Annotated in this window: 23 protein-coding genes; 7 read left to right on the top strand and 16 right to left on the bottom strand. The window is 67.3% G+C overall.

Annotated elements, in window-relative coordinates; genetic code table 11:
• The first annotated feature begins 83 nt into the window (after positions 1 to 83).
• Genes QX204_RS16295 through QX204_RS16275 form a run of 5 tightly spaced genes read left to right on the top strand, consistent with a single transcriptional unit; the run spans position 84 to position 5,328 of the window.
• Positions 84 to 1,445 (top strand): ABC transporter substrate-binding protein, encoded by a 1,362-nt coding sequence (locus QX204_RS16295; RefSeq protein ID WP_301908015.1) that lies wholly within the window; start codon positions 84 to 86, stop codon positions 1,443 to 1,445.
• On the top strand, positions 1,445 to 3,565 hold the full coding sequence (locus QX204_RS16290; protein ID WP_301907722.1) for a branched-chain amino acid ABC transporter permease: 2,121 nt from the start codon (positions 1,445 to 1,447) through the stop codon (positions 3,563 to 3,565). The genes QX204_RS16295 and QX204_RS16290 overlap by 1 nt, the downstream gene beginning before the upstream one ends.
• Positions 3,543 to 4,256 carry an ABC transporter ATP-binding protein gene (locus QX204_RS16285; RefSeq protein ID WP_301907721.1) on the top strand — a complete coding sequence of 238 codons (714 nt, stop codon included), beginning with the start codon at positions 3,543 to 3,545 and terminating at the stop codon, positions 4,254 to 4,256. The genes QX204_RS16290 and QX204_RS16285 overlap by 23 nt, the downstream gene beginning before the upstream one ends.
• Positions 4,253 to 4,957 carry an ABC transporter ATP-binding protein gene (locus QX204_RS16280; protein WP_301907720.1) on the top strand — a complete coding sequence of 235 codons (705 nt, stop codon included), beginning with the start codon at positions 4,253 to 4,255 and terminating at the stop codon, positions 4,955 to 4,957. The genes QX204_RS16285 and QX204_RS16280 overlap by 4 nt, the downstream gene beginning before the upstream one ends.
• Positions 4,957 to 5,328, top strand: coding sequence for a hypothetical protein (locus QX204_RS16275; RefSeq protein ID WP_301907719.1), 372 nt, complete (start codon positions 4,957 to 4,959; stop codon positions 5,326 to 5,328). Before QX204_RS16280 ends, QX204_RS16275 begins: the two co-directional genes overlap by 1 nt.
• 41 nt (positions 5,329 to 5,369) lie before the next feature.
• On the opposite strand, the gene QX204_RS16270 is transcribed toward QX204_RS16275, so the two are convergent.
• The 10 genes from QX204_RS16270 to QX204_RS16225 all read right to left on the bottom strand — a co-directional run bounded on the left by QX204_RS16270 (position 5,370) and on the right by QX204_RS16225 (position 14,022).
• Positions 5,370 to 6,143 (bottom strand): enoyl-CoA hydratase/isomerase family protein, encoded by a 774-nt coding sequence (locus QX204_RS16270; protein WP_301907718.1) that lies wholly within the window; start codon positions 6,141 to 6,143, stop codon positions 5,370 to 5,372.
• Positions 6,140 to 6,952 carry an NAD(P)-binding domain-containing protein gene (locus tag QX204_RS16265; protein WP_301908014.1) on the bottom strand — a complete coding sequence of 271 codons (813 nt, stop codon included), beginning with the start codon at positions 6,950 to 6,952 and terminating at the stop codon, positions 6,140 to 6,142. Before QX204_RS16265 ends, QX204_RS16270 begins: the two co-directional genes overlap by 4 nt.
• 5 nt (positions 6,953 to 6,957) lie before the next feature.
• Positions 6,958 to 7,770: an NAD(P)-dependent oxidoreductase gene (locus tag QX204_RS16260; protein ID WP_301907717.1), complete on the bottom strand. Its 813-nt coding sequence runs from the start codon at positions 7,768 to 7,770 to the stop codon at positions 6,958 to 6,960.
• A 28-nt stretch (positions 7,771 to 7,798) separates the two neighbouring features.
• Positions 7,799 to 8,302 (bottom strand): DoxX family protein, encoded by a 504-nt coding sequence (locus tag QX204_RS16255; protein ID WP_301907716.1) that lies wholly within the window; start codon positions 8,300 to 8,302, stop codon positions 7,799 to 7,801.
• A 40-nt stretch (positions 8,303 to 8,342) separates the two neighbouring features.
• A complete protein-coding gene (locus tag QX204_RS16250) occupies positions 8,343 to 10,001 on the bottom strand; it encodes a thiolase C-terminal domain-containing protein (RefSeq protein WP_301908013.1) in 1,659 nt (552 codons plus the stop codon).
• 8 nt (positions 10,002 to 10,009) lie between these two features.
• On the bottom strand, positions 10,010 to 11,371 hold the full coding sequence (locus tag QX204_RS16245; RefSeq protein WP_301907715.1) for a cytochrome P450: 1,362 nt from the start codon (positions 11,369 to 11,371) through the stop codon (positions 10,010 to 10,012).
• Positions 11,372 to 11,383: 12 nt separating this feature from the next.
• Positions 11,384 to 11,575 carry a ferredoxin gene (locus tag QX204_RS16240; protein WP_056809101.1) on the bottom strand — a complete coding sequence of 64 codons (192 nt, stop codon included), beginning with the start codon at positions 11,573 to 11,575 and terminating at the stop codon, positions 11,384 to 11,386.
• A 14-nt stretch (positions 11,576 to 11,589) separates the two neighbouring features.
• Positions 11,590 to 12,450 carry a mycofactocin-coupled SDR family oxidoreductase gene (locus tag QX204_RS16235; protein ID WP_056809098.1) on the bottom strand — a complete coding sequence of 287 codons (861 nt, stop codon included), beginning with the start codon at positions 12,448 to 12,450 and terminating at the stop codon, positions 11,590 to 11,592.
• A 64-nt stretch (positions 12,451 to 12,514) separates the two neighbouring features.
• Entirely contained in the window at positions 12,515 to 13,219 is a 705-nt protein-coding gene (locus QX204_RS16230) for an SDR family NAD(P)-dependent oxidoreductase (protein ID WP_301907714.1), read from the bottom strand.
• Complete coding sequence (locus tag QX204_RS16225) at positions 13,216 to 14,022, bottom strand: TauD/TfdA dioxygenase family protein (RefSeq protein ID WP_301907713.1); 807 nt, start codon at positions 14,020 to 14,022, stop codon at positions 13,216 to 13,218. Before QX204_RS16225 ends, QX204_RS16230 begins: the two co-directional genes overlap by 4 nt.
• Positions 14,023 to 14,220: 198 nt before the next feature.
• Between QX204_RS16225 and QX204_RS16220 the strand changes: the two genes are divergently transcribed.
• Together QX204_RS16220 and QX204_RS16215 are read left to right on the top strand one after the other, a co-directional pair.
• The gene (locus QX204_RS16220) at positions 14,221 to 15,738 is read left to right on the top strand and encodes an aldehyde dehydrogenase family protein (RefSeq protein ID WP_301907712.1); all 1,518 of its coding nucleotides are present in this window, start codon (positions 14,221 to 14,223) and stop codon (positions 15,736 to 15,738) included.
• Positions 15,738 to 16,943, top strand: coding sequence for a CaiB/BaiF CoA transferase family protein (locus QX204_RS16215; RefSeq protein WP_301907711.1), 1,206 nt, complete (start codon positions 15,738 to 15,740; stop codon positions 16,941 to 16,943). The genes QX204_RS16220 and QX204_RS16215 overlap by 1 nt, the downstream gene beginning before the upstream one ends.
• Before the next feature lie 42 nt (positions 16,944 to 16,985).
• On the opposite strand, the gene QX204_RS16210 is transcribed toward QX204_RS16215, so the two are convergent.
• From QX204_RS16210 to QX204_RS16185, 6 genes are read right to left on the bottom strand one after another with little or no spacing between them, the layout of a single operon-like run.
• Complete coding sequence (locus tag QX204_RS16210; protein WP_301907710.1) at positions 16,986 to 18,233, bottom strand: acyl-CoA dehydrogenase family protein; 1,248 nt, start codon at positions 18,231 to 18,233, stop codon at positions 16,986 to 16,988.
• The gene (locus QX204_RS16205; protein WP_301907709.1) at positions 18,230 to 19,363 is read right to left on the bottom strand and encodes an acyl-CoA dehydrogenase family protein; all 1,134 of its coding nucleotides are present in this window, start codon (positions 19,361 to 19,363) and stop codon (positions 18,230 to 18,232) included. The genes QX204_RS16210 and QX204_RS16205 overlap by 4 nt, the downstream gene beginning before the upstream one ends.
• Positions 19,363 to 19,665 carry a DUF4286 family protein gene (locus tag QX204_RS16200; protein ID WP_301907708.1) on the bottom strand — a complete coding sequence of 101 codons (303 nt, stop codon included), beginning with the start codon at positions 19,663 to 19,665 and terminating at the stop codon, positions 19,363 to 19,365. The genes QX204_RS16205 and QX204_RS16200 overlap by 1 nt, the downstream gene beginning before the upstream one ends.
• A 29-nt stretch (positions 19,666 to 19,694) precedes the next feature.
• Entirely contained in the window at positions 19,695 to 20,951 is a 1,257-nt protein-coding gene (locus QX204_RS16195) for an amidohydrolase family protein (protein WP_301907707.1), read from the bottom strand.
• A gap of 30 nt (positions 20,952 to 20,981) precedes the next feature.
• Entirely contained in the window at positions 20,982 to 22,409 is a 1,428-nt protein-coding gene (locus QX204_RS16190; protein ID WP_301907706.1) for a FadD3 family acyl-CoA ligase, read from the bottom strand.
• Entirely contained in the window at positions 22,406 to 23,599 is a 1,194-nt protein-coding gene (locus tag QX204_RS16185; RefSeq protein ID WP_301907705.1) for an amidohydrolase family protein, read from the bottom strand. Before QX204_RS16185 ends, QX204_RS16190 begins: the two co-directional genes overlap by 4 nt.
• Positions 23,600 to 23,634 lie beyond the last annotated feature (35 nt).

Genomic DNA, 23,634 nt, shown 5'->3' with positions numbered 1-23,634 from the left:
TCGACCATAGACGCCTCGTTCGATGAGGAGCAGGGCTCGGCCGCCGAGCTTGTGTCAGGAGGACATCGGTGAGATCGCAGCGAATGTTCGTCGCCTTGATGGCGACTACGTTGTTGGTGGCGGGCTGTAGCGGCCGCACCGGCAGTGGCGTCGAGGAGGCCGCGGCACCGGGCGGCAAGGCGGTGACGAGCGAGTTCGGTGATCTGACCGGCGTCTGTCAGTCCGGCACGTCGACGAGTTCGCCCACGCAGGGGGTGACGCCGCAGCAGATCGAAGTCGGTGTGTTCACCGACATGGGCTTCACCAAGAACCCCGAACTGGTCGATGCCGCCAAGGTTTTCACCTCCTGGTGCAACGACAACGGCGGAATCAACGGTCGTAAGCTGGCTTTCAACATCCGTGACGCGAAACTGCTCGAGGTCCGTCAGCGGATGCTGGAAGCGTGCCGCGAGGACTTCGCGCTGGTCGGTGGCTCCGCCGCACTCGATTCCCTCGGGGTCAAGGATCGGCTCTCCTGCACGCTGCCCGAGTTCCCCTCGCAGGTGAGCCAGGCCGAGAACACCGGTTCCGATCTCCAAGTGGGGTCCGGCGCTTCCTCCGCGCGCCCCTACGACACCTACGCGGGCATGCATCAGTGGCTGTTCAAAGAGGCGTACCCGGCGTCGGCGGCCGCTGTCGGCATCATCGTGGCCGACTCGCCGGTGGTGAAGTCCATGGCGGACCGGTACGGGGAGTCGCTGCCCGCCGAGGGCGCGACCCTGATCTACAACGACCTCTATCCGGCGGCCGGAGTCTCGGATTGGACGCCCTACGCGCAGTCCATCAAGGCCAAGGGCGTGAAGGGTCTGATCTTCCTCGGTGACTTCCGTAGCCTCGCCAAGCTCGAGGACGTGCTCACCAGCATGGACTACAAGCTGGACTGGGTCGACGTCACCAGCAACGCCTATACCCCCGCGTTCCTCGAACTCGCCCGCACGTCCCTGTCCGCCCAGAACAACTTCGCCGACCTGTCGGGAACAGTACCGCTGGAGTCCGCGGACAGTAATCCCGCGGTGCAGCGGGCGAAGGATCTGTACGCCCGGTACGCACCCGACGGGAAACTGACCTACAACGGGCTGCGCTCGCTGATCCAGTGGCTGTTGTTCGCGAAGGCGGCTTCGAGCTGCGGTGACAACCTCACCCGCACCTGCGTCGTGGAGACCGCGCGCAAGGAGACCGCGTGGACCGCGGGCGGTTTGCAGGCGCCCGCCGACATGTCGACCCACACCGTGCCGCCCAAGTGCTTCAACGTGATGAAGGCGACCGCGCAGGGCTGGACGATCGCGGACTTCAAGCCCGACACCGGCCCGTTCCGCTGCGACATGAAGCCCTACGTCTACACCAAGGAGTACGGCCGCCCGCTGACACTGGCCGACGTCGGCAAGAGCATGAGCGACGTCAAATAATGGAGCAGTTCATCGCTTTCGGCATCGTCGGGCTCAGTACCGCCGCGATCTACGCCATCATCGGCAGCGGCCTGGTCCTGACCTTCACCACGACCGGTGTCTTCAACTTCGCGCACGGCGCGGCGGGCATGATGTCGGCCTTCGTGTACTGGCAGTTCACGGTGGGCTGGGGCGTGCCGACGCCGATCGCGGTGGCCCTGGTGTTACTGGTGTTCGCGCCGCTGTTCGGGTTGGCGTTCGCGCAGGCGCTGGCGCCGACCCAGGGACTCGGCGACGCCGAGAAGCTCGTCATGACGGTGGCGTTGCTCAGCGGCCTGATGCTCACCGCGCGCTGGATCTGGAATCCGGACGTGGCGCGCACCCTGCCGCGGTTCTTCGCCGAGCAACGACCGCTGCACCTGGGATCGGTGACCATCACCTGGCACCAGGCGTTGACCATGGTCGTGGCGGTAGCGGTGGCCCTTGCGCTGCGTATCCTGCTGTACCGGACCAGAACCGGCGCCGAGATGCGGGCGACCGTCGACGATCGGGCCCTGGTCGGGCTCACCGGCGCCGACCCGCAACGCGCCAACCGGGTGGCCTGGATGCTCGGCATCGAGTTGGCGGCCGTCGGCGGCATCCTCATCGCGCCGATGGTGGCCCTGGACGCGGCGCAACTGTCGTTGCTGATCGTCAGCGCCTACAGTGCGGCGATCTTCGGACGGCTGCGCAGTCTGCCGATGACCTTTCTCGGTGCGGTCGTCGTCGGCTGCCTGGAGAGCTACCTCACCGGGTACCTGCCGCAGAACGAGTATCTGCCCGGACTGCGGCTGGCCGCGCCCGCGCTGCTGCTGCTCGTCGCGCTGCTGTTGTTCCCGCACGGGCGGTTGCGTGGGCGTGATCGGCGGTTGAGTCCCGTGCCGCTGCCGACCGTGCGTGGTTCGGCCGTGTTCGCGGTCGTCGTCGCGGTGGTCGGGGTCATGCTCGCCACTTTGCTCAGCGAATCGGATCTGATCACCTACGGCCTGATCTTCGCCTTCGGGGTGATCGCGCTGTCGTTCGTCCCGCTCGCCGGATTCGCGGGCCAGATCTCGCTGTGCCAGTTGAGCATCGCCGGGATCGGCGCGGTGGCCTACGCGCATCTGGGTGCCGACGGGCAATGGTGGGCCTTGCTCGCCGCCATGGCGATCGCGGGCGCCGTCGGCGCGCTGATCGCCTTGCCCGCGCTGCGGTTGTCCGGGGTGTACCTCGCGCTCGGCACGGCCGCGTTCGCGGTGGTGCTCGACCGCTGGATCTTCACCCTGCCCTCGTTCGAGGTGTTCGGGGTGCGGATCGCCCTGTTCGATCAAGGCTCGGTGGATCTGGTCGGCCCCGACCTGTTCGGGATCCAGTTGACCAGTACCGCGCAGGTGACCGTCTTCGCGGCGGTCGTGCTCGGGCTGGCCGGATTCGGGGTGGCGATGCTGCGCCGCAGCCGACTCGGCAGACGGTTGATCGCCCTGCGCGACAGCGAGGCCGCCTACGCCACTCTCGGGGGGAACCTGCTGGCGGCCAAGATGCTGGTGTTCTCATTGTCGGCGGCGATCGCCGGACTCGGCGGGGCGCTCTACGGCATGCAGTTGCGGTCGGTGACCGCCGAACAGTTCGGATTCGTCGCCGGCCTGCCGATCTTCCTGATCGTGGTCATCGCCGGGCTCGGCGCGGTCGGCAGCGGCTTGTTCACCGGCGCCGTCTATTCGGGACCGCTCAACGCGATTCCCGTGCTGTTCCCGGCGCTGACGAACCTCGTCCACGTGTTGCCCGCGCTGGGTGGTATCGCGTTCAGCGGTGGGTTCCTCGGCCAGGGCGCGTTGGCGCATATGCGCCGCGAATGGGCCGCGGCACTGCGTGATCGAGTCGTGCTGGCGGTGCTGATCGGCGGACTGGCCCTGCTGTGGGCGCTGCGCGTGGGTGACGTCGTCAACGGCTACGTGTTCACCGCAGGCGCGCTGATCGCCGCCATCGTGGTGCCGCGCTGGGCGAATCTGCGTAACCGTCCGCCCGCGCCCGTGGAGGTGCCGGTCGAATGGCTCGGCATCGAACGGCCGTGGACCACAGCAGACAAGGAGATGCTCGATCGTGGGATCACTACTCGAAGTTGAGGAGGTCTCGGTGACCTTCGGTGGTCACCGCGCCCTCGACCGAGCCGGGCTGTGCGCCGAGGCGGGGCGGGTGACCGGCCTGATCGGTCCGAACGGCGCGGGCAAGAGCACCCTGTTCGACGTGATCTGCGGGTTGCGGCGACCGGAGACCGGCCGGGTCACGATGAACGGCCGCAATGTCACCCGGCTCGGGCCCGCCCGCCGGGCCGGGCACGGGCTGGCCCGGACCTTTCAGCGGCTGGAACTGTTCGGCCGCTTGAGTGTTCGCGACAATCTCCTGGTCGCCGCCGAACTCGGACGACACCGGCGCGACGCCGCCGGAATCGTCGACGAGCTCCTCGGCAGGCTCGGCCTGGACGAGGTCGCCGACACCACCGCCGACGAATTGCCCACCGGCACCGGCCGATTGGTCGAGGTCGGGCGGGCGATGGCCGCCCGACCCAGCGTGGTCCTGCTCGACGAGCCCGCGGCCGGCTTGGACCACACCGAAACCGAACGGTTCGCCGCACTGCTGCGGTCGCTGGCCGACGACGGTGTCGCGGTTCTGCTCGTGGAGCACGACATGGGGCTGGTGATGAATGTCTGCGATCAGCTCTACGTGCTCGACCTCGGCAAGATCATCAGCTCCGGTCCGCCCGAGGTGATCCGCCGCGACGCCGCCGTACTCGCCGCCTACCTAGGAGAAGGATGACCTTCGCACTCGAACTACACGGTGTTCGTGCCGCTTACGATGCGATCACCGTGCTGCACGGGCTCGACCTGCGGGTCGCCGCGGGCGAGGTGGTCGCGTTGCTCGGGCCCAACGGTGCTGGCAAGACGACCACGCTGCGCGTCGCGGCCGGGGTGCACGCGGTCACGACCGGGCGACTCGTACTCGGCGGCCGAGACGTCACCGGGGCCGACCCTCGCGATCTGGCCGCCACCGGCGTCTGCCTGATCCCCGAGGGCCGTGGCGTGTTCCCCAACCTGTCGGTCCGCGACAACCTGCTGATGATGACCTTTACCGGCAAGACCCACGCCGAGATCGAGGAGGTGGCGTTCCACCGATTCCCCATTCTCGCCGAGCGCGCCGATCAGATCGCGGGCACGATGTCGGGCGGCGAACAGCAGATGCTCGCCCTCGCCAGGGGATTGGCCACCGACCCGGCCGTACTGCTGCTCGACGAACTGTCCATGGGCTTGGCCCCATTGGTGGTGGAGCGACTCTACGAGCAGGTCGCCGAGATCGCTCGGCAAGGCGTGGCGGTGCTGGTGGTCGAGCAGTTCGCCGCCGCCGTGCTCGACATCGCCGATCACGCGGCCGTGCTGGTGCGTGGCCGCATCGAATACCAGGGGCCCGCCGACGGCGAACTCCGCCGCGAACTGGCCAACCTCTACCTAGGAAGTTCATGATGACCGAAACACGTGCCGACCGCTTCGCCCGCGAACTGGCCGAATTGAAGATCCCCGATCCGGCCGCGGGCCGGGGCAGTCGGTGGCTGCGCCTGGGCGCCGCCCTGATGGTGGCGGGCCCGGCGCTGACCGTGCTGGCCTATTTCCTGGCGCACACCACCACTGATCCGCTCGCCCAGCGCGACGCGCTGGCACTGGCGCTGACCGGGGTGGCGGGCAGCGTCGTGGGCGCCGCACTGTTCGTGCGCTACTCGCTGACCGGTGTCCTTCGCTTCTGGATGGCCCGTCAGTCCTACGACCTTGACCGGCTCGGGGATCGACTGTCGGAGAACCGGATCCACCTCGACGATACGGCCGCGGCGGCTCGATGAGGATCTGATCGGGAGCGCCCCGGGGTGGGGAGCGCTCCCGATCAGCGGTCCTCCCGGCGGGGTTTCCGCTCCTCGAGGAACGACTGTGTGCTGCTGACATCGGTTTCGGTGCCGATCACCGACTGCCAATAGCTGAGTCTGCGGGTGTCGCGGGCGGTGTCGGTGCGGGTCGCGCGTGCCGGTTCGTCGACCGGGTCCGGGTCCAGCGGCGCAGCGGCCATCGTCTCGGCCAGCGCCAACGCGGTCTCGAAGACCTCATCGGGCGCGGTGACGGTGGCGACCAACCCGATCCGGTGCGCTTGCTCCGCGGTGATCAGTTCCCCGCTGAGCAGTAGCGAAACGGCGGGGCCGAGCGCGATCTTGATGCCGATCGACGCATTGCCACTGCCCGGGGACAATCCGCGGGCGGTCTCGGGGAACCCGAACTTCGCGGTGGCCGAGGCGATGATGACGTCGCTGCCGAGCAGTAGTTCCAGCCCGCCGTTCACCGCGGTGCCGTTGGCCGCGCCGATCACGGGAATACTGTGTCGGCCCATGGTCAGTCGGACGAACGCGGCGTAGTGCGGACCGGTGAGGAAGTCCGCACCGGCGGTGAAGGCTCGGGGATCGGTGCCGGTGCAGAAGACGTGCTCTCCGGCCCCGGTGAGGAGAAGCGCCCGCACCGTGGGGTCGGCTTCCGCGGCGATCAGCGCCGCGCCGAGCTCGTCGATCATGGTGCGGGTCAACGCATTGCGTGCCGCGGGCCGATTCAGGCGCGCGATCATGACGTGGCCGTGGCGGCCGAGCAGGAGCTCGGCGCCGTCGGCCGAGGTCATGGCCTGCGCTCCGAATCGAGGAACTGCGCGTCGATGGCGCTGTCGAGTGCGCCCATGGGCGCGCCGAGTTCGGCGGCCAGCATGCGCACCACGGCGACGTCCTTGCGGATGAACTCGCCGACCGAGGCGCTGAACGCGGCCACCGAGCCCTTGGCCGCGACGCTCGCGGCGGCGCGGCTGGCTCCGCTGGCGTGCTGGAGGGCCGTGAGTACGGTCGATTCGTCGACGCCGAGTCGGGCGGCCAAGTGGACAGCTTCGGTGACCAGACCGAGTTGGGCCGCGAAGAGCGCGTTGTTGACCAGCTTCACCCGCTGCCCCGCGCCGAGCGGGCCCACGTGCAACACCGGATCGCCGTAGCAGCGCAATACGGGTTCGGCACGGGCGACGGCCTTCTCGGTGCCGCCGGCGAACAGGGTGAGGGCACCCGCGTCGATATCGGGCGGTCCGCCACTGATGGCGGCGTCCACGACGCTGATATCCCGCGTAGCGGCCAGCGCGGCGACATCTTCGACGGTTCGCGGGCTGCCGGTGGTGTGCACGATGAGCACCGACCCGGTCGGCATGCTCGACAGCAACGGAGTGTCGAGACAGACTTCACGGACCTGATCATCGGTGAACACGCAGATCACGACAGCGGCGGCCTCGGTGCCGACCGCCGCGGTGAACGACACCGGCTCGGCGCCCGACGTGGTGACCCGTCTGCGCGCCCCGCTGGACCGCCCGAGCGCGCGCACCTCGTGTCCGGCCGCGACGAGTCGGCGCACCATCGGTGCGCCCATTCGCCCCACCCCGACAAACCCCACCCGCAGGGCAGTCACCGAGCGTGACCGATCAGGCCCAGCGTGGCATCGGCCGCGGTCAGCGCGACACCGGCGTCCGCTTCGGACCCGGTAGCGAGATCGGCGAGTAGCTGGATGTCCTTGCGCAGCGTGTGCCCGGCGTGCTCGCCGATCCGGGCCATGGTGCCCGCCAGGATGCGGCCGAGGGCGAAACTGTTCGCCGACCCGTGCGCGATCACCTCGCCGAGCTTGTCCTGGTCGACACCGAGATCGCGGCCGAGCGCCAGGGTGCTCGCCGAGGTCGCGAGATTGGCGGTGAACAACAGGTTGTTGAGCAGTTTGGTGACCTGGCCTGCCCCGACATCGCCCAGGTGCACAACAGGATCGGCGTAGGTTTCGAACACCGGTCGGCACAGATCGACCGCTTCGACCGGGCCGCCGACCATGACGAGCAGACGCCCCTGGGCGACCGCGGGCGCGCCACCACTGACCGCCGCGTCGATCAACGTGACACCCTGCGCCGCGGCCTTGTCGGCGAGTTCGCGGCAGGTGTCGGGATGAATCGTGCTGTGCACCGCCACGATCGCGCCCGGTGCCAGTCCGCCGAGTACCCCGTCCTCGCCGGTCAGGACGTCACGGATGTCGGCGTCGTTGCCCACGCACAGGCAGACCAAGTCGCTGGCCTGGGCGAGGGCGCGCGGCGTGTGCGCGACTTCGGCCGTGGTATCGGCGAAAGGCTCGAGCGTGGCAGGTCTGCGAGCCCACAGGGTGGTCCGGTACCCGGCCGCCACGATCCGCTGCGCCATCGGCGCACCCTGACTACCCAATCCGATGAATCCGACGCGCATCAGCGCACCTCCAGTTCGAATGTGCTGCTCACGCAGTCTGTTCGGGCTGTGGACGCCAGAACAGCGCGAGCAGTCCCGCGGTCGACACGACGGCTACGCCGAGGGCGATGCCGCCGCCCGCCCAGCCGGTGACGGTGATGTCGGCGGCATGGTCGATCGACAGCCGCCCCGGTCCGAGGAAGGCCAGCGCCAGCGCCACCACCGCCAGGACGAGCACGTACTCGTACCCCTCCTTGAACACGAAGAATCCGTTCGCCCGGTGCGCGAGCAACCCAGCCACGAGCATCACCGCGATCACCGCCGCGCACGCCAGTGGCGTACCGAGGCCGAGGATCAGCAGCACGCCGGCCCCGACCTCGGTGAGCACACTCGCCCACGCCTGCAGGACGCCGTTGCGCAGGCCGAGACCGCTGAACCAGCGGGCCGTGCCCGCGATCCGGCCGCCGCCGAGCCAGTGATTGAGTCCGTGCGCGATCATCGTGGCGCCGACGACCAGCCGCAGCAGGGTCGGCGCCACATCGGTGACATCCATGGGTTACCTCCTGAGCCACGACTGCGCGGCTCGATCGAAATCAGTTCTCGCCGGTCAACAGGAGCACACCGCTGGGCGTCAGACCACCGCTGCTGGTCACGGCGACCCGCGCACCGAAGACCTGTCTCGGCCCTGCCTCCCCGCGCAGCTGACTGACCGCCTCGTGCAGCAACCCCATGCCGTGGGTCCGGCCGTGTGAGAGCTGGCCGCCGTGGGTGTTGAGGGGGAGCAAGCCGTCGCGGGCGATGTTCTTGCCACCCTCCAGGAAGTCCTTGGCCTCGCCGATCCCGCAGAAGCCGAGAGCTTCGATCCAGGACAGGCAGTTGAAGGTGAATCCGTCGTAGAGTTCGGCGACATCCACATCGGCCGGGCGCAGCGAGGTACGCGACCACAGGTGCGCGGCCTGGCCGAGGACCTGCGGTTCATGGGTCAGGGTGCTCTGGTCCCACTCGATCCGTTCGAGGATCTGCGTGCCGACCGCGGCTACCCGCACCGGCGGTTTGGCCAGATCCGGCGCGGTCTCGACCGCCGAGACCAACACCGCGACCGCGCCGTCACAGGGGACGTCACAGTCGTAGAGCCCGAACGGCGTGGTGACCGGTCTGGCCTCGAGATAGTCCTGCATCGTGAGCGGATCGCGATAGACCGCGGTGGGATTCAGCGCGGCGTTGGCTCGTTGGTTCAGTGCGATCCAGCCCAGTGTTTCCCTGGTGGTGCCATAGCGGTGGAAATGGCGTTGGGCGTTCTGCGCCAACGTGTGCGCGGCCGAGGTGGCGCCGAAGGGCATCATCCAACTGGTGGTCCGGCCGCCCGTCGGCGTGATCTCGCCGGTGCGGATCAGCTCGTTGTACGTCGCCTCCCACACGGTGCGGAAGCACAGCACGTGCCGGGCCAGACCGCCGGCGACGGCCAGCATCGCCGCGATCACCGACCCGCCCGGACCGAAGGTCTCGAAACCACCGTTGTACCAGGTGGGTCGGAGACCGAGCGCGGCCTCGAGCGCGCTCACCCCGCCCTCGCCGAAACCGCCGACATTGCCGCCACCGGGATAGGTCGACAGACCGTCGATGTCGGCCATGGTGAGACCGGCGTCGGCGACCGCGCGCTCACATGCCTGAATCGTCAGCGACAGCGGCGAAACCATCAGGCGGCGACCGATTTCCGACATGCCGATGCCGGTGATGGCGACTTTGTCCTCGAACTTGTCCCGGCCGATCATCGGCCGTACGTGTTCGCCGAACCGGTCCGGCTCGATCTCGTCGGCGGGCAGAGGTGCGGGTGCCAGCTGTTCGGCCGTGGGCCGGAACAGCGGCAACCACACATCCGCGTCCTGTTCGAAGACGACCTCCATCCGCATCCCCAGCACGAGGTCGGCCGGATCGCAGCCCACCACATTGGTGGTGAGCCGGACCCGGGGGTCCTCCTCGACCGCGACCTGGGCCACGACATAGGGCGCGGTCAGCCCCGGCACGCTGAACCGCTGATTGACGGTGAAGCCGATGAGTGTGGCGAAGCCGGAGACATCGCGGACACCGAGGGTGTGCCCGTGGCAATACCGGCACACCGGCTGCGGTGGATGGATCAGGGCCGCGCAAGAACCGCACTCCTGGATCCGCAGGCGACCGTCGGCGCCTGCGGTCCAGAAGAATTCGTTCTCCGCGGTCACCAGGGGCAGCGGCCGCCCCGATGCCTCGGAGATCTCGTTGCTCACTGGGTACCGGCGTCCCGGTGGGCCGTGACAGGTGCCGCGAGTTGCTCCTCGTCGCAGATCTTCTGCAGTTTCACCAGCGTCTCGTCGAGTCCGAGCCCGAGGCGTGGTCCGGGGGTGAACGTCGCCGGAAGATGTCGCATGCCCTGGATGACCCCGATGGTGTCGTAGTGCACCGTGGTTTCGGGATCGCAGCGGTAGTCCGGCATCCGGTCGAGAACGGCGAGCAGCATGCGCTTGAACACGGTGCGCGCCACGTTCGAACCGATGCACCGGTGGACGCCGAGCCCGAAGCTGTAGTGCCGGTTGCGTCGTCGGTCCAGGATGACCTCGTTCGGGTCGTCGAAGACGGCCGGATCGCGATTGGCCATCGCCCACGACAGCCACACCCGGTCGCCTTCCTTGAACTCGGTGCCCACGACCTCGCAATCCTCGGCGATCGTGCGCCCGTCACCCGGGGCGGGCGTGTAGTACCGCAGGAATTCCTCGGTCGCGGAATCGAGGAGCTCGTCTCGATCCCGGCTCAACGTCTCGCGCTGATCCGGGTTCTCCGACAGCCACTCCAGGGCGTGCGCGGTGAGCGCGGTCGTGGTGTCGAAGCCACCGCCGATGAGCAGCCCCAGCATGCCCAGCATTTCCATATCGGGAAGCGGTTCGCCGTTCATCGTCGCGTTGTTGATCGCGTCGATCAGGCCGGGTCGTGGGTTCTCCCGGATCTCGAACAGATTCTGCAGCAGATCGATTCCCATCGTCCGGTGCATCTCCGCCACCCGCGGATACTCCGGGGAGTCCGGCGGTGTGTAGACCGACGCATGGGCCGGCTCGTTGTAGATCGTCCAATTCACGAGCGGGATACCCAACATGCCCAGCGTCAGCACGGCGGGCACGATATTGGCCAGCTCGTCGACGAAATCGATCCGGCCCGACTCGATCTTCTCGTCGATCGCGGCCCGCACGATCTCGTCGATGAACGGGATCCAGCGTGCGACGGCCGCGGGGGACAGGTAGGGGTTCAGTGCCGAACGCACCTCGCGATGCTCGGGCTCGTCCATTTCCAGGATGCCGCCCCGAACCCCGCTGGCCCGTGGGGCTTTCGGAATGGAGATGCCCTTGTAGCCGCGCCGCACCCCGGCCGTATCGTGGTCGTTGGAGATGTGCGGGCAGCGTGCGAGTTCGAAGACTTCGCGGTTGCCCGCCGCGACCCAGTGCCCGTCGTGGGTGTCGGTCCAGGCGATCGGGCACTGTTCCTGCATGGATTCGGTGGTCGCGACGAATTGGTCGCGGTATTCGGGGGCGAATCGATCGAACGAGAAATTCGGTTTCTTGCGTGCCTCGTCGGTCGCCACATCGTTGACGCTCATGGCGGTGTCCTCTCAGGAAATAGCGATGGCGCGTTCCGGGCAGGAGTGAGCTGCTTCGCGCACCTGCTCCTCCTGGTCGGGCGAGACATCCTCGCTGACCGGCGACGAATGGCCGTCGAACTCGCTCAACTCGAATGATTGGGGAGCGGTCATCGCGCACAGGGTATGGCCCTGGCAGCGCTCTGAATCGACTCGAACCTTCACGGCGGGAATTCCTTTCAGGCGTGGTAGTCGTACCACTTCAGATAGCCGCCCGCGTCCACCCGCAACTGGGTGCCGGTGATGAAACGGGACTCGTCGGATGCGAGGAACAGCACCGCGTCGCTGATGTCCTCGGGCTCGACATAGGGGACCGGCATGGCCTGCATGGTGTGGAAGGCGGGTTCGGCGTCCGCGCGGGTCGGATGCTCGAGATCGGGACGGAACGAGCGGTACATCGGCTCGCTCTGCAACATCGGGGTGTTGCAGTTCGTCGGGTGAATGACGTTGGCGCGGATCTTCTTCGGCGCGATGTGGGTGGCGAGTTCGTGCACGATCATCGACAGTGCGCGCTTGGCGACCATGTACGCGACGCCACCCGGATCCTTGCCGGGCTGATCCACCTTGCTGATATCCATCAGCGCGGCGAGAGAGCCGGTGGCGATGATCGAAGCGCCGGCTTCGAGATGGGGCAGCCCGGCGTGGATGGCGTTGAGCACGCCGGTCAGGTTGGTGTCGAGCACATCGGTCCAGGCCTGCCACTGCGGCTCGCCCTTCATCCCGGCGATTCCGGCTTGTGCCACCACGATGTCGAGGCGGCCCAGTTCCTGCACCCCGTGCGCGACGGCGTCGCGCATCTGCGCGGCATCGCGCACATCGGCCTGGACGGTGACGATGCGCCGCCCCGATTTCTCGACCAGTCGGGCCGTTTCGTCCAGGTCCTCCGGACGCGACAGCGGGTATCCAATGGAGTCGATGTCCTGACAGATATCGACGGCGATGATGTCGGCGCCTTCGGCGGCCAGACGCACCGCATGACTGCGGCCCTGGCCTCGTGCGGCTCCGGTGATAAAGGCGACCTTGCCCTCGACGCGTCCCACGGGGATTCCTTTCGGTGTGTGCGGTGCCCACCGGAAGGTGAGCCCGTTGTCTGGATCGGTACGGCTAGGTGTTGCGTCCGCCGTTGACGCCGAGGATCTGCCCGGTGATGTACCCGGCGCTCTCGGAGATCAGGAACGAGCACGCGGCGGCGATGTCTTCGGGTTGCCCCACTCGCCGCACGGGGGTGCGCTGGATGTGGTCGTCGATCGTGCCGCCGAGCAGCTTGGCCGACTCGGCCTTGCGCAGCATCGGGGTGTCGATGAAACCGGGCGGGATGGCGTTGACCGTGATGCCCACCGGACCGAGTTCGAGCGCCAACGACTTCGTCAGCCCGTTCACCGCGGACTTGGCCGCGACGTAGTGCGCCATGAACGGTTGACCCGAATGTGTGCTCGACGAGGAGATATTGACGATGCGTCCCCATTTGGCCTCGAGCATGTCGGGCAGGACGGCTTGAATGCAGTGGTAGACGCCGTTGAGGTTGACGTCGACCACCCGCTGCCACTGCGCGAAGTCGATATCGACGAATCGGCCGGTGCCGTCGAGCCCCGCGGCGTTGACCAGGATCGTCACCGGACCGAGCGTGGCGCGGACCGCGTCGAGCGCGGCGCGCACCTGCTCGGGATCGGCGACATCGGCGGCGTGGGCGAATTCGGTTTCGGTCGGCCGCAGATCGAGGGTGGCGACGTGATACCCGTCGGCCCTGAGTCGTTGTGCGATGGCGAGTCCGATGCCGGAGCCGCCGCCGGTGACCACTGCGGTTTTCACGCCCACGCCTCCTCGCCGGCGAGGGTGGTCCGGTGCAGCTCGCGTTCGGAGGACGCCTGATAGGGCAACGCCCGGTGCAGGATTCCGGTGTTGTCCCAGATCACCAGGTCGCCGACGGACCAGTCATGGGTGTAGCCGAAGCGCTCCTGCGTCGACCAGTCGAGCAACTCGTCCAGCAGCGCCCGGCCTTCCACTGGATCCATGCCGACGATGTGATCGGCCGTGGCACCGATCACCAGGGACTTGCGGCCGTCCTCGCGCTCCCAGACCAGGGCCGTCTCGTGGGAGGGCTGGGTACGCCAGTCGGCGACCTGTTCGGGGGTCGGATCCGGGTGCACCAGTCGCTGGGATGCCTCGAAGCTGTGCACCACCCGCAGCCCCTCGTAGCGCTTGCGGTCCGCTTCGGGGAGGTTCTCGTAGGCGGCGTAGGTGCTGGCGAACTGGGTCCCGCCGCCTTCCATGGCGACGTGGCGAGCGGTGAGCACGGTGGCCTTGGCCGGCACCTCGTTGGTGGTGTCGTCGATGTGCCAGAAGAACGTGCCCTCCAGGTATTTGGCCGCCCGGTTCTTCGCGGGATCGAGAGTGATCGTGAAGATCTCCCGGCCGCCGGGGGCCAACACCGTGCCCAGCTCGCGGCAGAACGCGAGTTGCGCGTCGTCGTCGAGGTGCAGACCGCGCACGACCAGCACACCGCGCCATTTCAGCGCCTCGAGGCACCGGCTGATCACCGTGTCGTCGTGCAGATCGGCGACACCGGTGACTTCCACGCCGATCGTGGGACGCAGCGCTGTAGTGTGGATCACAAGAATCTCCCTTCCAGTTGCGAGAACCGTACTCTCGCCGAGAGTTCCTCCGCAAGGCCTGATATCCCCCTTTTCGGGAATGGTGCGCCGCTGATCGGGGTGTCGGTCGTGGCATTCGGCTGATACGCGCCCAGGTGTATGGATATATTGTTCTCTTGAAGTGAGAATCACATTTCCAACGCTCAGCGAGGAGACGGGATGTCATCCCAGGACACGGACTCGGTCGGCGCGTCGGCGCCGACCACGGCAGTCACCAAGCGGCTTCTGATAGACGGACAGCTGGTCGAGGCGGAACACACGTTCGCCTCGCTCAATCCCGCGACCGGCGAGGTGTACGGCTACGCCCCCGAAGCCACGCTCGAACAGACCGAGGCGGCCATCGCCGCCGCCCGTCGAGCCTTCGACACCACCAGTTGGTCGACCGATGCCGCGTTCAGGGCCCGATGCCTCGAGCAACTCCATCGGGCACTGCTCGACAACGTGGAGGACCTGCGCGAGCTGACCATCGCCGAGGTCGGCGCCACCCGGCGCCTCACTCACGGCAACCAGCTCGACTTCCCGATCGAGATCGCTCGTTACTACGCCGATCTCCTGCCCGCGTACTCGTTGACCGAGGAACTCGGCGAGCTCGAGATCCGTGGTGAGCGCCACCGGCGCTGGATCGAAAAGGAACCAGCCGGCGTCGTTTCGGCGATCGTGGCCTACAACTACCCGCACCAGTTGGCCCTGGCCAAACTCATGCCCGCCCTGGCCGCCGGCTGCACGGTCGTGCTCAAGGCGGCCCCCGACACACCGCTGGCTACGCTCGCCCTCGGTGAACTGATCGCCGAGCACACCGACATCCCGCCCGGCGTGGTGAACGTGTTGTCGGCCGCCGATGTCGCGATCGGCAAGCTGATGACCACCCATCCCGACGTGGATCTGATCACCTTCACCGGCTCCACCCCGGTCGGGCGCCAGATCATGGCGGCGGCGAGCGAATCACTCAAGCGGGTCTTCCTCGAGCTGGGCGGCAAATCCGCCATGGTCCTGCTCGACGACGCCGACTTCGCCACCACGGCCGTGTTCGCCGCGTTCACCATCTGCACCCACGCGGGACAGGGCTGTGCCCTCACCTCCCGGCTGCTGGTGCCACGGGCCCGCCACGACGAGATCGTCGAACTGGTCGCCACCAATCTCGGCTGGGTCAGCAGCGGCGATCCCAGTGACCCGAAAACGTATATGGGGCCGTTGATCAGCGCGAAACAGCGCGACAAGGTGCACGGCCTGGTCGAGCGGGCGGTCGCCGCCGGAGCCACGTTGGTCACCGGTGGCACGAAGGTCGACCCGGGCTTCTTCTACGCGCCGACCCTGCTCGCCGGTGTCGACCCCGACAGCGAGATAGCCCAGGAAGAGGTCTTCGGACCGGTGCTCGTCGTGATTCCCTACGACGATGACGACGATGCCGTGCGCATCGCCAATAATTCGATCTACGGCCTCTCCGGTGCGATCTTCAGCGCCGATGCCGACCGTGCGCTCGCGCTCGCCCGGCGGATCCGCAGCGGTACGTTCAGCATCAACGGCGGCAACTACTTCTCGCCGGACGCCCCCTTCGGTGGTTTCAAGCAGTCGGGAATCGGCAGAGAAAGCGGCGTCGCCGGGCTCGAGGAATTCCTGGAGAGCAAGACCTACGCGGCGGTCGTCGGGTTGAGCGAAGCGTCGGGCGGGGCCGAGTAGTGCGGCCGCTGGAGGGAATTCGCGTACTCGAGGTCGCGATGTACGGCTTCGTGCCGTCGGCGGGAGCGGTGCTGGCCGATTGGGGCGCCGATGTCATCAAGGTCGAACACGCGGTCACTGGCGATCCGCAACGCGGCCTTCGACAGATCGGGCGCTTCCGGGTCGACGGTGACCCCAATCCCAATGTCGAACATGCCAATCGGGGCAAACGCAGCATCGGCGTCGACATGTCGGTGCCAGAGGGGCGCGAGGTGATCCACGAGCTCGCCCGCGGTGCGGATGTGTTCCTGACCAGCTTTCTGCCCCAGGCGCGCACGAAATTCGGGATCGACGTGGACGATATCCGCGCCGTGAACCCGAAGATCGTCTACGCCCGCGGCAGCGCGCTGGGCCCACGCGGCGCGGAATCGGACAAGGGCGGGTTCGACATGACCGCCTTCTGGTGCCGCGGCGCGGTCGCCGCCACCATCACCCCGCCGGGCACCGAGGGCATGATCTCGCCACCGGGACCCGCCTTCGGCGACACCATCTCCGGGACGAACCTAGCCGGGGGCATCGCGGCGGCGCTGCTCAAGCGGGAACGCACGGGCGAGCCGTCGGTGGTCGATGTCTCGCTGCTCGGCAGCGGCCTGTGGGCGCTGGGCCACACCATCGCCCTCTCGGCGCATCTCGGGCAGCCGATGGTGGCACCGGTGCCGGGCGCCCATGGCGCGCCGACCAACCCGCTCTCGGGCCTGTACGCCACGGCAGACGGTCGCTACCTGTCGCTGGTGATGTTGCAGCCCACCAAATTCTGGGCCGACGTGTGCCGTCATATCGGCCGTCCGGAGCTGGCGGCGGACCCCCGGTTCGGCACCGCCGCGGATATCGCGGCCAATACGCAGGAAGCTGTGGCGATCCTGCGGGAGGCGTTCGCGAGCGCAACCCTCGCCGAGTGGACCCAGCGGCTGACCACCCTGTCCGGACCGTGGGCGCCGGTGCAGGACAGCCTGCAGGTCGGCGACGACCCACAGATCCGGGCCAACGAATACCTGGTGCGGGCCGGTGAGCTCGAATTGGTCTCCAACCCGGTGCAATTCGACGTCACCGCGCCCGAGTTGGCGCCCGGCCCCGAGTTCGCCGCGCAGACCGAGGAGATCCTCCTCGAACTCGGGCTGGACTGGGAACGGGTCATCGGCCTCAAGACAGCGGGCGCGATCACCTAGGGCAATCTCCGGCGGCGGCCGCTCGGTCGCCGCCGGAGCCCTCTAGCGGCCGTGCTGGACCTGATCGAACGGCAGACCCCGGTCGGCGGCCGCCTCGCGGGGCATGCCGAGTACCCGCTCGCTGATGATGTTGCGAGCCATCTCGGTGCTGCCGCCGGCCAGACTCCATGCCTGCCGCATCAGGTAGTCCTGTCCGGCCCGGCCGGCTCCGGCGTCCTCGACGTCGGCACCGGTGGCGGCCGCGGCGCCCGCGATCCGCACCGCCATGTCGGCTTGCAGCCACGAATTCTGGGCGCTGAACAGGCGGACCATCGATCCGGCCGCGGGCACGAGCGCCCCGGCCGCGATGCCGCGGGTCACGCGGGCGATCAGCTGATCGTGCACCATGTTCAGCGCCCGCGCCTCGCCGATGTCCTCCCTGACCCGAGGATCGTCCAACTGTCCGGTCCGTTTTGCCAATTCGATGAGCGCGGACACGTCGCGCCCGCTGTGGGTCTGGACACCGCTGGCGTAGGGCGACGCGCCGCCGACAGCGCTGCGCTCGTGGCTCAGCAGCCGGTTCGCGGTCGCCCAGCCCGCGTCGACCTCGCCGAGCACCGCATCGGCGGGCAGCACGACATCGTCGAAGAATTCCTGGCAGAACTCCTGCGACCCGTCGACCTGGGTGATCCGCTGGACGGTGACACCCGGCGCGTGTACCGGAACCAGGAACATGGTGAGCCCGGCGTGTTTGGGCACCCCCCAGTCGGTGCGGGCCAGGCACAGACCGTAGTCGGCGGCATAAGCCCCCGAGCTCCAGATCTTGGCGCCGTTGAGAACCCAGGTATCGCCCCTGCGTTCGGCGCGGGTGGTCAGCCCGGCCAAGTCCGAGCCACCGCGCGGTTCGGACAGGAATTGCACGAGCAATTCCTCACCGCGCAGCACCGCCGAGAGATGGGTGCGTTTCTGTTCCTCGCTGCCCATGTCCAGAATCGTCGGCGCACAGATGGTCAGGGTCGGAATGTTGAGCGCCAGCGGCATTTCGTAGGCGCGCGACTCCTCGCTGAACACCCGCTGATGCGCGGGCGTCAGGCCGAGCCCGCCGTACTCCTTCGGAAAGCAGATCCCCGCGAAGCCACCGTCGTACAGGACGCGTTGCAGCTGTTTGGCGCGTTGCCAGGAGGCCTCGGACTTACTGGTCTCTCCGTGCTGGTTCGGTGGTGCGGGCGTGAGGTTGTCCGACAACCACCGTCGGGCGCGAATGCGGAACTCGTCGACGGGCTCGAGATCGGCGGTGCTCTGTTCGGTCATGCGACCTTCCTGTCCAGGAGATCGGTGAGGCGACGCCGATGCTCCTCCGGCGTTCCGTACAGCGCGCGTCCGAGGGTGACTCGCCGCAGGTAGAGATGGATATCGTGTTCCCAGGTCACCCCGATGCCGCCGTGGATCTGCACGCAATCCTGGAGCAGGCCGGGGGCGACAGCGCCGATGAAGGACTTCGCGACGCTGACGGCTTCGGCGGTGCTGATCGGGTCGCCGTGGAAGGCGTTGGCAGCGGCCCACGCGGTGGCACAGCAGGCCTCGAGCGTGGTCTTGTGTTCTGCCGCACGATGTTTGAGCGCCTGGTAGGACGCCAACTGCCGGCCGAAGGTGTAGCGGTCCGACATCCACTGCACGGTCAGTTCGAAGGCGTGCTCGGCCGCGCCGGTCGACTCCGCGGCGGTGAGCGCGGCGGCGACCTGCACCTGGGTATCCAGTGCCGCGGCGGTCTCGCCTGGATAGCGCTGGACCACTGCGTCTTCGCCGACCACGACGTCGACGAAGGAGACCTTCGCGGTGCGGCGTACGAGGTCGAGCGTCCAGGTCGGGATGACGGTGACACCCGGTGCGTCGGCGGCGATCAGGACCTGGACCGGTCCGTCGGGACCGCGGGCCGACACCAGGAACACGTCCGCCTGATCACCGCACTCCACCCGGTCCTTGACACCGGAGATCCGGAAGCCGGTGCCCTCCGGCACCGCGAGGGTGTCGACCGCCGCGGCTTCGAGTCCGTGCCCCGGCTCGTAATGTGCCCAGGCGGCGATGGTTTCACCACTGCACACCCGGGCGAGCAGGTCCACGAAGCGGTTCTGCTCCCTGACCAGGGAGGTCAGCACCGCACTCGTGGTGACGAGCGGGCCCGGTGCGCAGGCCCGCCCGAATTCCATCGCGACCAGTGCGAGGTCGGCCATCGGCACCGCCGAAACCGATCCGCCGCCGAGCCGCTCCGGGACCAGCGGTGCGGTCCAACCCAGTTCGGCACCTTGCCGCCACCACTCGCGGTCGAACCCGACGCCGGACGCGGCGAGGCCGCGCACGACGTCGAGGGGAACGGATTTCGCGAGGAATTCGCGGGTGGTCGAGCGGAACAACCGCTGGTCACCGGAGAGCTCGAAGTCCATCAGAGTGATTCCCAGACAGTCACTTTCATGGCTGCCGGGTCGATGGCCGGGCTGAGCTGGATGCGCCCGTCCGCGGAGCGTACCTGGATTTCCTTCAGCACCGGACCGGCGTCGCCGTCGATATCGTAGTCGGCCAGATAGGCGAATTCCGGGGGCTGCCCGCCGACCGGTTGGGCGCGAAATCGGTTGCAGGACTTGACCCCGGGTATCGCCAGCATGTCGGGGATGTGGACCTCGGTGTACCAGGTGTTGTATTCCTCGTCCATGCCCGCGCGCGGACTGGAGAAAACGATCAGGTGCATGACAATGTCCTTCGGTTGGTTCGGGGTGATCAGCTGATGTGCTGGGCGGCATAGCGTTCGGCCCATTCCGCGCGAGGCCGGATGGTCAGGTCGACATCGCGGGCCTTGTTCCGCAGTGCCGCGACCGTCGCCTCCTCGCGGGAAATATGGGTGAAGGGATCCCAGTCGAGGAATCGGCAGGCGTTCTGCCAGGTGATCTGATGGATGTCGCTGTCATCGGCGCCGGCGCTGTTGAGTTCTTCCAGGACGAATTCCGGGGCATCGGGAAACAGCGAGTCCGAATGCGGGTAATCGCACTCCCACGCGATGATGTCGATGCCGATCTCGTGGCGCATCTTGAGCGAATTTCGATCGGTGACATAGCAGGCCATGACGTGCTCGCGGAAAACATCGCTGGGCATCCGGCCACCGAAGTCGCGGCGCAGCCATTTCTGATTGGTGTAGTGGCGGTCGGAGCGGTCGAGGTAGAACGGAATCCATCCGATCCCACCTTCGGACAGCGCGACCTTGAGACCGGGATAGGTACGCAGCGCCGGACCCCACAGCAGATCCTGGATCGCGATCTGCGACACCGTCGGCGCGAGGCACATGAGGTTGTCGATCGGCGCGTTCGGCGCCAACCGCAGCGCCCCGAAACCCTGTCCGATGTGCAGGTTCATCACCAGACCGGTCTCGGCGAGCGCGGCCCAGACCGGGCCCCAGTACTCGCCGTCGTGGTAGGAGGGCAGCCCGTCGATGTGGGGGAGTTCGGGCATGGTCACGCCACGGAATCCCTTGGCGGCGACCCGGTTGATCTCGGCGACGGCCAGCGCCGGTTCCCACAGCGGCAGAATGGCATTCGGAATGAACCGGCCGGGGTAGGCCGCACACCATTCATCGATGTGCCAGTCGTTGTATGCCGAGATCACCGCGATGGTGATCTCGTCCTTGAACTGGCTCAGATGCCCCGCGCTGAATCCGGCGAACGTCGGAAAGCACATCGAGGACAGAATTCCGTTGGCATTCATGTCCGCCACCCGGCTGTGAATGTCGTAGACCCCCGGACGCATCTCCGCGTAGCGAGCCGGATTCTTGTCCCACTCTTCCTTCGGCCACCCCACCACAGCGTTCAAACCGGTGACGCCCACCGGCTTACCTCGATAGACCCACTGATCGATGCCCTGTTCGCTGGTGATCAGTTTCGGGATGTAATCGGCGTATTTCTTCGGTGTGTGTCGGGCGAACATATCGGCAGGCTCGACCACATGGTCATCGATGCTGACCAGGATCATGTCGGTGAAGTTCATGGAGAGTTCCTCGGAGTCAGGCGAATACGGTTAACGCAGTTGGTCTTTCATGACCTTGCCGGTGGCGTTGAGCGGCAACTCGTCGAGGAACCGCACGGATCGAGGTGCCTTGAAGCCGGCCATCCGATCGCGGGCCCACGACACCAGTTCCGCTTCCGACACCGGGCTTTTCGCGACGACGAAGGCGCGGCCGACCTGCCCGAGCCGCTCGTCGGGCACGCCGACCACGGCGACCTGGGCCACGGCGGGGTGCTCGAGCAAGAAGGCCTCGACCTCGGCGGGATAGGCATTGAAGCCACCGACGATGAACATGTCCTTCTTGCGGCCGTTGATCCGCAAGCGGCCGTCCAGGTCGAGACCGCCGAGGTCGCCGGTGTGCAGCCATCCGTCGGCATCGATGGTCGCCGTGGTCGCGTCCGGATCGTCGAAATAGCCCTGCATGACGGAGTATCCGCGGACCAGCACTTCGCCGTCCTCGGCGATGCGCACCTCCACGCCGTCACACGGGGTTCCCACGGTGGTCGCGACCTGCTCGAAGCTGTCGCCCGGCCGGGATGCCGTCGCGGTGCCGGCTTCGGTGAGCCCGTAGCCGGTCATGATCGACTGGAACGGCAGTTCGGTCTTGACCCGCCGGATCAGTTCGACCGGAATGTCGGCGGCCCCGGTGACCGCGGTCCGTAAGGACGACAGATCATGGGTATCGGGAGCGTCGAGCAGGGCGTGATACAGGGTGGGCGGCCCGGGAAGCATCGTCACCCGTTCACGTTCGACGAGTTCGAGCACCCGATCGATTTCGAAAACAGGTACCGGCAGGATGGTGGCGCCGCGGATCAGCGAGCTGATCACCCCCGCCTTGTAGCCGAAGGTGTGGAAGAACGGGTTGACGATCAGATAGCGATCACCCTCGCGCAGGTCGGCCAGATCGCACCACTCCGCGTACAGCCGCAGGGTCTGCCGGTGATTCATCATCACCCCCTTGGGGCGACCCGTGGTGCCCGAGGTATAGATGATGTCGGCGATGTCGGTGCCGTTCATCGTCCGTTCGAATGGATTACCGCTGGACAGGAAGTCCGATTTCAGATCGATCACCGGCACGCCCTGCGGGCCCGTGTATTCCGTCCCGAGGAAGCCCTGCTGCACCAACAGCAGCTCGGCGCCGCTGCGCCGCACGACATCGGCGGCTTCCTCGGCTTTGAATCGAGTATTGATCGGTACCAGCACGCCCCCCGCGGTGACCAGACCGAACGCGGCGATGATCCACTCGGCCGAGTTGGGCGCCCAGATCGCCGCCCGGTCGCCCTTCTCGATGCCCGCTGCCGCGAACGCGCCCGCGGCCTTGCGTACCCGGTCCGCGAGATCGGTGAAGCTCAACCGCAGTGGTCCGTCGACGATCGCTTCGGCATCCCCGAAACGATCGCCGGCGCTCAGGACCATCTGCGGGATGGTCTCCCAGGTCATACCTTCAGCAGCCTCGCGAGGTTGCCACCCATGATCTTGGCCTGGTGTTCCAGGCTCAGATCCTTGATCTCATGGATGTAGCGAGCGGGCTCGGCCAGACCTTCCGGATGCGGGTAGTCGGAGCCGAACAGGACGTTGTCCACCCCGATGAGGTCGGCGATCCCGCCGAGATCCTCTTCCCAGAACGGGCTGACGAAGATACTGCGTTTGAGCGCCTCGACCGGGTCCTGATGGCCGAAGCCCTCCGGTGCCTTCTTGGCGACATCGGCCAGATTCTCCAGCAGCGGCGCCAGCCAGGACGCGCCGTTCTCGATGACCGCCACCTTGAGTTCGGGGAAGCGGAACAGCGCGCCGTGGCACACCCACGACGCCACCGCGTCCTGGATGGGACGCCATTCGGTGGTCATCCGGAAGGTATTGGTCTGGAACGGCAGCATCTCCAGGCTGGAGCCCTCCCACTCGGCGTTGTGCCGCGAATAGCCGCTGTCGGAGGAGTGCATGGTGACGAGAATGTCGTGCTCGACCACCCGCTTCCAGAACGGATCGAACTCCGGCAGCGCGAACGAGCGCAGCCCGCGCAGACCGGGGACCGGGGCCGGGCGCACCAGAATGGCCTTGGCCCCGTGCTCGACGCACCAGTCGAGCTCCTCGATCGCCTTCTCGACGATCGGCAGGCTCACCACCGGGACGGTGAAGATGCGGTCCTTGTAGACGAAATTGCCGTCCTCGCCCCAGGTTTCGAGCAGCCACCGGTTCAGCGAGTGGACCACCGCGTGGATCAGATCGGGGTGGTGACGCATCCGTTCCTCGACGAGGCTGGCCAGCGTGGGGAACATCAGCGAGCGATTGAGCTGCAGCTCGTTCATGAGCTCCAGGCGCGCGCCCGGCTCGCGGAAGGCCGGAATCGAGCGCATCGACGCGCCGAAGATCTCCCGACGGCTCTTACCCTCCGGATTGCCGTTCTTGAAGTAGTCCTCCATCGCACCGGGACGGGCGACGACCTCGAACGTGGGGTTGGGAATGTACTCGCTGATCTGGCCGAGGACCGCGATCTTGGTGCGCCCGTTGAGCTCGACGTACTTGATGGCTCCCTCGTACTCCGCAGGGAGGTACTTGGTCAGCGCCTCCTTGGTTTCGTAGAGGTGGTTGTCCGCGTCGAACAACTGATACGGCAGATCCAGCTGCGTCATGAGAGCCTCCTTGTTGGGATATGAGAATAGTATTC

It is taken from the genome of Nocardia sp. PE-7, assembly GCF_030486425.1.
GTDB lineage: Bacteria > Actinomycetota > Actinomycetes > Mycobacteriales > Mycobacteriaceae > Nocardia > Nocardia salmonicida_A.
The sequence above is the reverse complement of the archived record's forward strand: the minus strand, read 5'-3'. Positions and strand labels throughout refer to the sequence as shown.

What these genes read in the sequence shown, in the direction of transcription:
- QX204_RS16295 (WP_301908015.1), top strand. Translation starts at nt 84, where the DNA reads ATGTTCGTCGCCTTGATGGCGACTACGTTGTTGGTGGCGGGCTGTAGC.
- QX204_RS16290 (WP_301907722.1), top strand. Translation starts at nt 1,445, where the DNA reads ATGGAGCAGTTCATCGCTTTCGGCATCGTCGGGCTCAGTACCGCCGCG.
- QX204_RS16280 (WP_301907720.1), top strand. Translation starts at nt 4,253, where the DNA reads ATGACCTTCGCACTCGAACTACACGGTGTTCGTGCCGCTTACGATGCG.
- QX204_RS16275 (WP_301907719.1), top strand. Translation starts at nt 4,957, where the DNA reads ATGACCGAAACACGTGCCGACCGCTTCGCCCGCGAACTGGCCGAATTG.
- QX204_RS16270 (WP_301907718.1), bottom strand. Translation starts at nt 6,143, where the DNA reads ATGACCTCGGCCGACGGCGCCGAGCTCCTGCTCGGCCGCCACGGCCAC.
- QX204_RS16260 (WP_301907717.1), bottom strand. Translation starts at nt 7,770, where the DNA reads ATGCGCGTCGGATTCATCGGATTGGGTAGTCAGGGTGCGCCGATGGCG.
- QX204_RS16255 (WP_301907716.1), bottom strand. Translation starts at nt 8,302, where the DNA reads ATGGATGTCACCGATGTGGCGCCGACCCTGCTGCGGCTGGTCGTCGGC.
- QX204_RS16245 (WP_301907715.1), bottom strand. Translation starts at nt 11,371, where the DNA reads ATGAGCGTCAACGATGTGGCGACCGACGAGGCACGCAAGAAACCGAAT.
- QX204_RS16220 (WP_301907712.1), top strand. Translation starts at nt 14,221, where the DNA reads ATGTCATCCCAGGACACGGACTCGGTCGGCGCGTCGGCGCCGACCACG.
- QX204_RS16210 (WP_301907710.1), bottom strand. Translation starts at nt 18,233, where the DNA reads ATGACCGAACAGAGCACCGCCGATCTCGAGCCCGTCGACGAGTTCCGC.
- QX204_RS16205 (WP_301907709.1), bottom strand. Translation starts at nt 19,363, where the DNA reads ATGGACTTCGAGCTCTCCGGTGACCAGCGGTTGTTCCGCTCGACCACC.
- QX204_RS16200 (WP_301907708.1), bottom strand. Translation starts at nt 19,665, where the DNA reads ATGCACCTGATCGTTTTCTCCAGTCCGCGCGCGGGCATGGACGAGGAA.
- QX204_RS16195 (WP_301907707.1), bottom strand. Translation starts at nt 20,951, where the DNA reads ATGAACTTCACCGACATGATCCTGGTCAGCATCGATGACCATGTGGTC.
- QX204_RS16190 (WP_301907706.1), bottom strand. Translation starts at nt 22,409, where the DNA reads ATGACCTGGGAGACCATCCCGCAGATGGTCCTGAGCGCCGGCGATCGT.
- QX204_RS16185 (WP_301907705.1), bottom strand. Translation starts at nt 23,599, where the DNA reads ATGACGCAGCTGGATCTGCCGTATCAGTTGTTCGACGCGGACAACCAC.